Raw genomic sequence first — 10,259 nt, 5'->3', positions numbered from 1 at the left:
CCGATACACCACCTTAGTTATTACTTTAATTATCATCTTTTAAAAAAATTCTCAGACTTCAAGAATGAATGTAGAATAAACTATGCTATTCAGCTATTGAAAGAAGGAATTTTGAAAAAATATACTATCGAGCAACTATACCATGAAGCAGGCTTTTCTACAAAAAGCAATTTCTATCGTGTGTTTCGGTTACATACGGGTAAAACTCCTATTGAATTTCTGGAAGAAATTAATGCCTAAATTTCTTCTATTCCTACTGATTAATTATTAGTATTTATCTAAAAGTATTTACTTTAAGTTCCCAACTGCTTACATACCCATCAATACAAGCTATTTATTAGAATAAAATTGTTTTATATTGCAATATTTTAATATACTTAAGACCTATTTCTTCTTTTTTAAGTTGATATATTCGATATTAAGTTAACAAATGCATTATGCTAGAATATTTTAAATCTGAAATTGTCAGAATTGTGTACGTTATCGGCATAATTGTGGGAGTATTCAGCTTCCCCTATTTAAAAAATAAAAACAAGGCAAATATCTTTTTATCTCTTCATTTCCTTTCAATGGGTATTTTTGCCTTGTACTATTTAAGTACTTTAAAGAATAAGGATGATTTTTTTGTTGCTTTATTATATGGCATAATTATTCCATTATCATTCCTCGTTCGCCCATTTGGTTATTGGTACGTGAAATTTATGCTTTTAAAAAAAGTAAGATTTAATAAATGGGATTTTCTGATAATCTTACCTGCCCTTTTAAGTTTAATTGAGACCTTCCCATTCATTATTGCTCCTATGGAGCATAAACTTAAAATAGCAAAGTTTATCACCCATGATATCAATAATATATTTGTATATGCACCGACTTTTTTATTTAACTTTAAATTTTACTTTGTTTTACGACCCATATTCAATTTTGCCTTATGCCTTGCACAAATACATCTGCTTTATAAATATGTTAAAGGTCATTCACTTCAAAAAACTATTTTTACCTCAACCCTCCAGTGGCTATGGGTGTTTTCAATACTCAGTATTGTTTTAACAATTACCCTAGCAACATTATCACTTTTAGTTAGAAATAATTTTGACATTTCATTAAACGCTGGGTTATTTATTAATGACTTGATGGATTATGCAATTTTCATTTATTTTTTACTAAATGTTTCAATATTCTTTTTCCCAAAAATTTTATATGGAATTTCAGATGAAGGTGAAGAGTTTTTTATTGAAGACACACTAGCAGAAGTCAAAATAGAGAAACCCAACAAGCCTAACTTTAAATTAGATGACGCTCGGTTAGCTGAAATTAATGCTATTATTGAAACATATTTTTTAGAAGATAAGCCTTACCTAAATGATAACTTTACCATCATAGAATTATCAGAAACTTTAAACATTCCGATACACCATCTTAGTTATTACTTTAATTATCATCTTTTAAAAAAATTCACAGATTATAAAAATGAGTGGAGGGTAAACTATGCAATCCAATTATTAAAAGATGGTATTCTTAAAAAGTATACAATTGAGCAATTATACCACGAAGCGGGCTTTTCTACGAAGAGCAATTTTTATAGAGTGTTTAGATTACACACAGGAAAAACACCTATTGAATATATGGAAGAAATTAAAAACTAACCTTAAATCTCCAGCGTTTAAGGAGAAAAATAGTAATTATCGTAACTCTCAGCAGCAAAATTTGTTTTTTCTTTAGCAGTGCTATAGGTTTTGATGTGCTCGGAAAATCCTTGAAAAGTGCTTAAAAACTATCAAATCTCCTCAAAAAAGTCGAAAATTGGTTCTTTTTTCTAAAATACTACTAAAATAGAACCCAGATGTTAACATATTGACACTTGTTCCCTCAATATTTGCAAACATATATTTTACCAAATGTTAACCACTACTTCTTTTGCCTTCTTATCCGTATCTGATATAAAGAGAACTAGCTAACCATTAATGATAAGTGAACTAATGTATTACTAACATACCATACCCAACCCATAATTTTTTTTCGATACCTTTTGATTAATATTTTGAACAGATACATCTTTCCTTAATAATGATTACTGTATATGTTAAGCACAATAACCACTTTAGATATCGAAGCAGTTGAGATCCTTGCGGTTAATATTACTGAGGAACTTTTGAGAGGTAGAAATACTCTCAAGTCTGAAACTATGGCTTTAAAAGTAAGAATTAAAGTAAGAATGTTGAGAACAATTTCACATCAAAGGCTTACAATGAATCAAGAAAAACTTAAAAAACACCTAAGAACACAGGGCTTTACACCCCATTAATCATTTAGTTTATACAACTACTATACGAAACAAAAACAGTCCGTCTAAGAAAAAAAGCCCTCGGTTTTTAGGTAAACTGAGGGCTTGTTATTTTAAATACTAACGGATGTTAGTAAGATTTAGCAAAAATCACTCTTTTAGTCGAAGGATTACCCGTCAGAATACATTTACCTTCTTCTTCCACAGCATCCAAAGGAATACAGCGAATAGTAGCTTTGGTGAGTTCTTTAATTTTCTCTTCTGTCTCAGAAGTACCATCCCAGTGAGCTGCAATAAACCCAGGGTTTTCTTCTAAAATTTTAGTGAATTCATCCCAGGTATCAACCTTATGAGTATTTTCAGCCCTGAATGTTAATGCTCTTTGATAGATGTTTACTTGAATATCTTCTAGCAAACTACTTACCGTTTCTACAATGTCTGCAATAGCATAGGTCTTTTTCTCTTTTGTATCTCTACGAGCTACCTCGACAGTACCATTAGCCAAATCTCTTGCACCAATCGCAAGCCTTACAGGAACGCCTTTTAGTTCATATTCAGCAAACTTAAAGCCCGGCGACTGTTTATCAGAATGGTCAAACTTAACAGAAATACCCTTTTTCTTCAATTCAGCTACAATTGGTAAAATCGTTTTTGAAATTAAATTTAATTGTTCTTCACCTTTAAAAATAGGTACAATTACTACTTGAATAGGTGCTAATTTTGGAGGAAGTATCAACCCTTCATCATCTGAATGCGCCATAATCAAAGCACCCATCAAACGAGTAGAAACGCCCCAAGATGTACCCCAAACATAATCTTGTTTGTTTTCTTTAGAAACAAACTTTACATCAAAGGCTTTGGCAAAGTTTTGTCCTAAAAAGTGTGATGTACCTGCCTGTAAAGCTTTGCCATCTTGCATCATGGCTTCTATACAATATGTTTCTTCTGCACCTGCAAAACGCTCGTTAGCAGACTTTTTACCACGAATTACTGGTACAGCCATAAATTCTTCGGCAAAAGTGGCATAAACGTGTAGCATTTGCTCTGTTTCGGCTACAGCTTCTTCTTTTGTAGCATGAGCGGTGTGCCCTTCTTGCCATAGGAACTCAGCCGTGCGGAGAAACAAACGTGTACGCATTTCCCAACGAACTACGTTTGCCCATTGGTTAATTAGTAAAGGTAAATCACGGTATGACTGAATCCAGTTTTTATAAGTACTCCAGATAATCGCCTCACTAGTAGGGCGAACGATGAGTTCTTCCTCAAGTTTAGCTTCAGGGTCAACCATTAATTTTCCTGGCTTATCAGGATTATTTTTTAAACGGTAATGCGTTACAACGGCACATTCTTTGGCAAATCCTTCTGCATTTTTCTCTTCAGCCTCAAACAAACTTTTTGGAACAAACAAGGGGAAATAAGCATTTGTATGGCCAGTCTCTTTAAACATATCATCTAAAGCACGTTGCATTTTTTCCCAGATAGAATAACCATAAGGTTTGATTACCATGCAACCACGGACGGCAGAGTTTTCGGCTAAATCAGCCCTTTTCACGAGTTCGTTATACCACTCAGAATAATTTTCGCTACGTTTTGGTAGGCTTTTGCTCATTTCGTATAAATTGGTAATTAAAAAATAAAATAATTAATAATCATTATTTACGTTCTTTAGATAGGGGTAATGGTTTTATAAATTGTCATACCTATAAATACCAAGCTTTATAAATTATAATCTCAGTATCAATAATTTATATTGCAACTTTCCAAGAAATAATTTTGTTAATGACGTGAATAACTTGTTGCAAAGATAAGTTTTTGTTGTAAGTTTGACACAAAAATTAAGCCGATTGTTTCTTGATTTTAATTTCTGGTCTGGTTTTCCAGTATTTAGCAATTAAATCATCTACCAAATCATTAACAAGAATCTTAAACGATACAAGAACATGAACATTCTAAAATCCATCAAACTCTTTTCAGCCTTAGCGTTGGTAAGTGCCGTTTGGGGATGTAGCTCCCCAAAGCAAGTCGCTAAATCGTCTTCTTCGGGGGTGTATGATGATCTCTACGCTTCTGCTAGCGAAGCTCGTCCTGCTTCATTAGTTAGCCGAGAAAGTCTCTATGCTTCTCAAAATGAAGAAGAATATGCTACACGTAACCCAGAATATAGAGGAAACAACAATACATCACAAAGCACTGATGAATATTATTCACAAAATTGGATGAATTCTCGTAGCTATTATCAAAACCAAACTCCATATAGCAATTACAATAACTACAATTCTTATGGTGTAAATAACTGGTATACAAATCCAGGTATTTCGTTTGGTCTTGGTTATGGATATAATACTTGGAGTCCATACGGTTATAGTCCATATTATTCTCCTTATGCCTATGATTCTTGGGGATGGGGAAGTAGTCGTTGGGGTTATGGCTCTATGTTTAGCTATAGTTTCGGCTACAGTCCTTGGGGGTATAATTCATATGCATACAGTCCATGGGGATATAATAGTTTTTATGACCCTTGGGGGTATAATTATTACGGTGGTAGAGGGTATTATGGCAATACTTATGTGTATAATAATTATGGTTATGGCTCGGTTGTTACTGGTGCGAACGGTAACTATTCAAATGGGGGATATACAGCGCCTGTAAAACGTACTCGTGATAATTATTCACAGTCGGCTTATAACGGTAACTTTAATAACGGAAGTACTGCAAATGGTAATCAAAGAGGTGCAAGAACTAATTCTAGCTATTCAAATGGTAGCGATGGATATTATTCTCGTCCACAAAGAGCAACTTCTGCTTATAGCACTGGCAGTAATACTACTACCAATCGTAGTAGCAATACTAACAATAATGCTTGGAATTGGTCTAACAATAATTCATCATCAAACAACAGCAGTAGAACAACTACCAGTTCATCGTGGGGTGGTTCATCTAGCGGAGGTTCAAGCGGTGGTGGCGGAGGAGGAGGATCTAGCTCTAGCGGTTCACGTGGTCCACGTTAAAAATATTCTAAAAGTTAATATAAACAATAAGCCTCACAGAGAAGTACTTTGTGAGGCTTTTTAACGTTTTATTGAAAAGATTCTTTAAAAAGAAATGAGGGCATTTGGTGTTTTGAATGTCTTAGTCTAAATTACAAATTGCTTTGCTCACTTGCTAACAATGTTGTGTTTATTCAATAAATCCATAACATTCTTTAAAATTTATTAGATATGAAAATCCCTATTCGTCTAATTGCTGCATTTTCGATATTATCAGTTGTATCCGCAAATGCCCAAGACAATAACTTCGATGCTTTAGCAAAATTATTTAGCCAAACAGCACCCACAGGATCAGCACGTTTTCAAGCCTTAGGAGGCACGCATTCGGCCTTAGGAGCAGACGTTAGTTCGGCCATAGGTAATCCAGCGGGTTTAGGCTTTTATACGCGTTCAGAGTTCAATTTTACTCCAGCTTACCAAAGCACTTCAAACACTTCAAATTATATTAATCAAAATACAAAAGCGAACGAAACCAATTTCAATATTGCTAATATCGGTGTAGTATTTGGAGGTAGCCAGCCTCAATATAAAGAGGGATGGCGTGGGTCATGGTCAATCAATTATTCTCGACAAAATACTTTTTATAATAATATTCAGTTTGCTGGAAGAAATAATACAAGCTCAATTGCTGATGCTTTTGCTAATCAGGTGAACAGAGAGGTAAGTGATTATAATTTGGGTTCGAGTGATTTTGTAAATGCTTTATCACAAGCTCCGAATTTTGATTTGACTAGACACCTTTATAACTGGTCGTTCTTAATTGGTCCAGTTACAGATCCTCAAGGTAATACAAGCTATCAGGTTACAGAACGTTCACTACAATCGAACCAAAAATATTCTTTTGAATCGACAGGGCGTTCAAGCCAGTGGACAATTGCTTATGGAGGTACTCCTAATGAAAAAACCTATATTGGGTTTTCTTTAGGCATTCCAAGCTTCAGATACGAAACACGCTCGCAATACAATGAGCAGTACATCAATAATACGGCTTTTAATGGAATGACTCAATCTAAATTCTATTCAACAAGCGGGAGTGGAATTAATTTAACATTTGGAGCAATCGTAAAGCCAAATGAAATGATACGTTTGGGGGCATCAATTACAACGCCTACATGGTATGATATCGATGAGACATTGAGTTCTAGCCTAAAGGCTGATGTAAATAGTGCTAATGCAGGACAACCGAATGTTGGTATCGAATTGCCGAACGGAACCGATAATGCTACTGTGGGTATTATTAATCGTTTGAAACAATTAGGATACGGGATTCTTGAAAAAAATGGTTCTCGTTATTTAACAGGAGTGCCTACGTTAAATACTACGCCATTTAGTGATAATTATCAATTAAGAACTCCTCTTAAATTAAATATAGGTGCAGCGTTTTTCTTTGCTAAAAAAGGGTTTATCTCTGCCGATGTGGAATATCTAGCGTATGGTGGTACAAAAATGAGTACCACTGCTAATGACCAATACCTTGCTGACGATTTAAATTATTATACTCAAAAGGTACAAAGTGATTTAAAAAATGTGTTTAATGTTAAAGTGGGTGGAGAATACAGATTAGGCTTGTTAAGTTTAAGAGCAGGGGTGAATTACCAACCTAGCCCGTACTCATTTAATTTTGACCAAGGCTCTAATGCAGTCAATCGTTCTACCATGATTTACTCATCGGGTATCGGTATTAGAACAGGTGATTTTTATGTTGATGTGACGGGACTTTATGCAAAAACACAACAAGCTTATAGTCCATATGTATTAAATAATACAGAAGATTATAGTTCTGCTATCATTAGTAATAGTTATGTGAAGGGCGTAGTTAGCTTTGGTATTTTCTTCTAAGCTATTCAAGTTCCAAGCATACTTTCGAGGGCTATCATAGAAAAAGCCAGTCGCTCAATGAGCAACTGGCTTTTTGTGTAACTAAGCATTCTTAAAATTTAACATTCAAACTTGCATTGAAAATAGTACCCAATTGGCTGAATTGTGAGCCATCATAAGTAACATTTGAATAACGACCATTGAACGTAATCAAATTATATTGTTCATAATATTTAGCAGATGGCACATTGTTATTTACATCATAACGTGTTTTAACCCCTGTTTTAACATCTACAAAATCCCATTTAGGCATTACATTCAAAATGTTGTTTACATTAAATGTGAAAGTAACTTTTGAAGAGAATGGTACACTAACTGACAAGTCTGAAACTACTGCTGGAGTAAATTCAGTATCTGTATTAGCATCCAAACCATTTTGGTGGAAATGTGTTTTTCCGAACAACGTATTGTTCAAGTTGAAACTTATTCCTTTGATTAAATAATCGAAGCCAAGAATTACTTTATATTTTGGACGAGATGAGAATAATAAAGCGTCTTGTGTTCTATCAAAAATAGATTTACCTGCATCAGCAATTACCTTAGGGTTGTTGATAGAAGTGTATTCATTTACGAATGTATAGTTACCCGCTAAGTTGATACCCAATTTTCCCATTCCTAATTCAAGGTTTTTCTGAGAAACCACGAAGTCAAGACCAGAAGTAGTGGTATTCAGTGCATTAGCAAAGAAACTTACAGCAACGATACCGTTAGATGTCAAAATATTATCTAAAGCTGTATTGCCTGCTGGAGTACCTGAAATTTCAGAACCTAATACGATACGGTCTTTAACTTTAATGTTGTAATAGTCAAAAGTAACACTTAGGTTTTTAGTAGGATTTAAGCCTAAACCAAGCGTAAAGTTTGTAGATTTTTCAGGCGTTAATTTTGGTACTCCCAAGGCAAAAGCTTGTGGACTTACGTTATTAACAACCCCTTTTGTTTGAATACCTTGTCCTGGTACAAAACTAGCCTGCGCTTGTTGTTGATAGATTTGGTGCAACAATGGCGCACGGAAACCTGTAGAATATGAACCACGTAATGTGATTTTATCGCTTATTTTATAACGTGAACTGATTTTGTAAACAGTAGCATCACCAAAATCGCTATAGTGTTCAGAACGTATTGTTCCGTTTACCAAGAATTTATCAGTGAAATCATAGGCTACGTCAAAATATCCACCAAAGTTAAAACGACTATTTGAACCAGCATTGTTGGGCGTTGTTCCGGGGAATGAATCAGCACCAGTACCTACATAAGAAGAAGTATCACCTACAAAAACAGTAAACGTTTCAGCACGGAACTCTGAACCAAATGAAAGGCTTAGTTTATCACTTACTTGTTTTGAAATATCAATGTTTCCAACGTTATGGCTAAATTCATATCCACCCGGTTTGAAATAAGTTGGCGAGTTCTTTCCCAAGCTACGGTTTACTGAATTTGAAACAGTGTATAATTGCTTATTACCGCCCGTTGTAAAGCTCAAATCTGTTTTCCAACCATTGGTTTCACTTTTAACACCTACAGTAGCCGTGTAGTCATTCAAATCTCCTTGGAAAGTAGGTACATAACCCATATATGTTTGACCAGCAGGTGTTAGCAATCCATTATCAGTAGGTCTCCAATAAGGCGTACGATAGTTGGCAAAGCTGTTTACTCTTTTATAGACATAAGCAGCGGTATAATAAAACTCAGATTTTTCGCCTACTGAATAGCCACCGTTTACCAAGAATTTAGCAGCCGTATTTTCTGGCTGACCATTGATATTCCCAGCATCTGGTTTAATGGCTAAGAAGCTCTTAACTTGTGCCAGAGGGGCATCAAAACCAAGGTTTGCATCCGCTTCTGCATCAGCACTTACTACCCCAGGGCGATTTGCCAAAGTAGTACGGCTAAAATCAATGGTATAGTTGATGTATCCTTTTTCAAAATTAGAACCATTGTTTACTGCAAAACCAACATGTTTTCCATCCCCTTTGCCAGTAACTCCCATCGTTAATGTAGCCGAGCCATAATCAAATTTATCCTTTAAGATAATGTTCATAACACCTGCAATAGCATCAGAACCATACTGTGCAGAAGCCCCATCACGTAAAATCTCCACACGCTTAATTGCTTGCTGAGGAATAGCAGAAATGTCGGCACCAGATTCACCACGACCGGGCGAAGTCTGAATGTACATCAAAGCACTTGTGTTTTTACGTTTACCGTTAATCAAGATTAAGGTACGGCTAGGGCCCATGTTACGGATTTCGTAAGGGTCAAGCAATGATGTAGCATCGTTTACAGGAGTGTTCACTGTGTTGAAAGATGGCACACGATACTGAAGGGCTTTGTCGAATGATGTTTGGCCCGTAGACTTCAAATCAGCAGCAGAGAGGATATCAAGGGGTAAGGGGGTATCTGTCATCGTTCTTTTAGAGTTTCTACTACCAGTTGAAATGACAATTTCATCTAACTGATTACTAGAAGCAACAAGAGCCACGTTTAAAGCACCTGTACCCACTGGTACTTCCTGAGTTATGTAACCAATAAATGAGACCGTTAGCGTAGTTACTGAAGCAGGTACTTTTAATGTAAATTCTCCTGTACTAGTTGCAACCGTTCCACGCTTACTACCCTTCATTACAATAGACGCACCCGCAAGGGCTGTACCGTCTTTAGCATCTGTTACTTTACCAGTAATCGTTTTGTCTTGGGCATAGATTTGCCCCTTAAATCCAAGCACCGCAAGGATTACAAGCAGAAAAATTTTTTTCATGTGTTTTTTAGAAAAGATTAATATTAATTTGGTTATTTTAACAAAAAGTTAAATAACTATTTGCAATATAGCATAAAAAAAATATTATTGTGTATCACTTATTTTTAATTTATTTATGATTAAAAAGTAGAATAATTATTTTTCAAGGAAAAATATGACTAAAAAAAGAGTGAATGATTTTAATCAATTTTAACTTGCTAAATTCACGAAGAAGGTGTTGATTAAATAGATTTTTATTCTAATTTTATGAATAGGTAAACGTCAAGAAAACGTTAATTTTTCTTTATGAATTATC

6 protein-coding genes are annotated in these 10,259 nt (G+C 34.9%); 4 read left to right on the top strand and 2 right to left on the bottom strand.

All coding sequences use genetic code 11. The features are described 5' to 3' along the window. On the top strand, positions 1-240 hold a 240-nt coding region (locus AC07XN_RS21010), incomplete at its 5' end, for a helix-turn-helix domain-containing protein (protein ID WP_494744471.1). A 197-nt stretch (positions 241-437) separates the two neighbouring features. Then, positions 438-1,643, top strand: a complete 1,206-nt coding sequence (locus AC07XN_RS21005; RefSeq protein WP_494744470.1) for a helix-turn-helix domain-containing protein — start codon at positions 438-440, stop codon at positions 1,641-1,643. 768 nt (positions 1,644-2,411) lie between these two features. Here the strand turns inward: AC07XN_RS21005 and proS are convergent. Beyond that, a complete protein-coding gene (gene proS / locus AC07XN_RS21000) occupies positions 2,412-3,890 on the bottom strand; it encodes a proline--tRNA ligase (protein WP_494744469.1) in 1,479 nt (492 codons plus the stop codon). 331 nt (positions 3,891-4,221) lie between these two features. Here proS and AC07XN_RS20995 point away from each other — a divergent pair, with 331 nt between their 5' ends. Further along, complete coding sequence (locus AC07XN_RS20995) at positions 4,222-5,289, top strand: hypothetical protein (protein ID WP_494744468.1); 1,068 nt, start codon at positions 4,222-4,224, stop codon at positions 5,287-5,289. Positions 5,290-5,499: 210 nt separating this feature from the next. After that, positions 5,500-7,167, top strand: coding sequence for a hypothetical protein (locus tag AC07XN_RS20990; RefSeq protein ID WP_494744467.1), 1,668 nt, complete (start codon positions 5,500-5,502; stop codon positions 7,165-7,167). Between the two features lie 91 nt (positions 7,168-7,258). Here AC07XN_RS20990 and AC07XN_RS20985 read toward each other — a convergent pair whose 3' ends face one another. Next, a complete protein-coding gene (locus AC07XN_RS20985) occupies positions 7,259-9,964 on the bottom strand; it encodes a TonB-dependent receptor (protein WP_494744466.1) in 2,706 nt (901 codons plus the stop codon). Positions 9,965-10,259: the final 295 nt, after the last annotated feature.

The organism is Arcicella sp. GW458-12-2-14-TSB2 (assembly GCF_059423785.1).
This window is presented reverse-complemented; position numbering and strand designations above follow the sequence as displayed.

What these genes read in the sequence shown, in the direction of transcription:
- proS (WP_494744469.1), bottom strand. Translation starts at nt 3,890, where the DNA reads ATGAGCAAAAGCCTACCAAAACGTAGCGAAAATTATTCTGAGTGGTAT.
- AC07XN_RS20995 (WP_494744468.1), top strand. Translation starts at nt 4,222, where the DNA reads ATGAACATTCTAAAATCCATCAAACTCTTTTCAGCCTTAGCGTTGGTA.
- AC07XN_RS21005 (WP_494744470.1), top strand. Translation starts at nt 438, where the DNA reads ATGCTAGAATATTTTAAATCTGAAATTGTCAGAATTGTGTACGTTATC.
- AC07XN_RS20985 (WP_494744466.1), bottom strand. Translation starts at nt 9,964, where the DNA reads ATGAAAAAAATTTTTCTGCTTGTAATCCTTGCGGTGCTTGGATTTAAG.
- AC07XN_RS20990 (WP_494744467.1), top strand. Translation starts at nt 5,500, where the DNA reads ATGAAAATCCCTATTCGTCTAATTGCTGCATTTTCGATATTATCAGTT.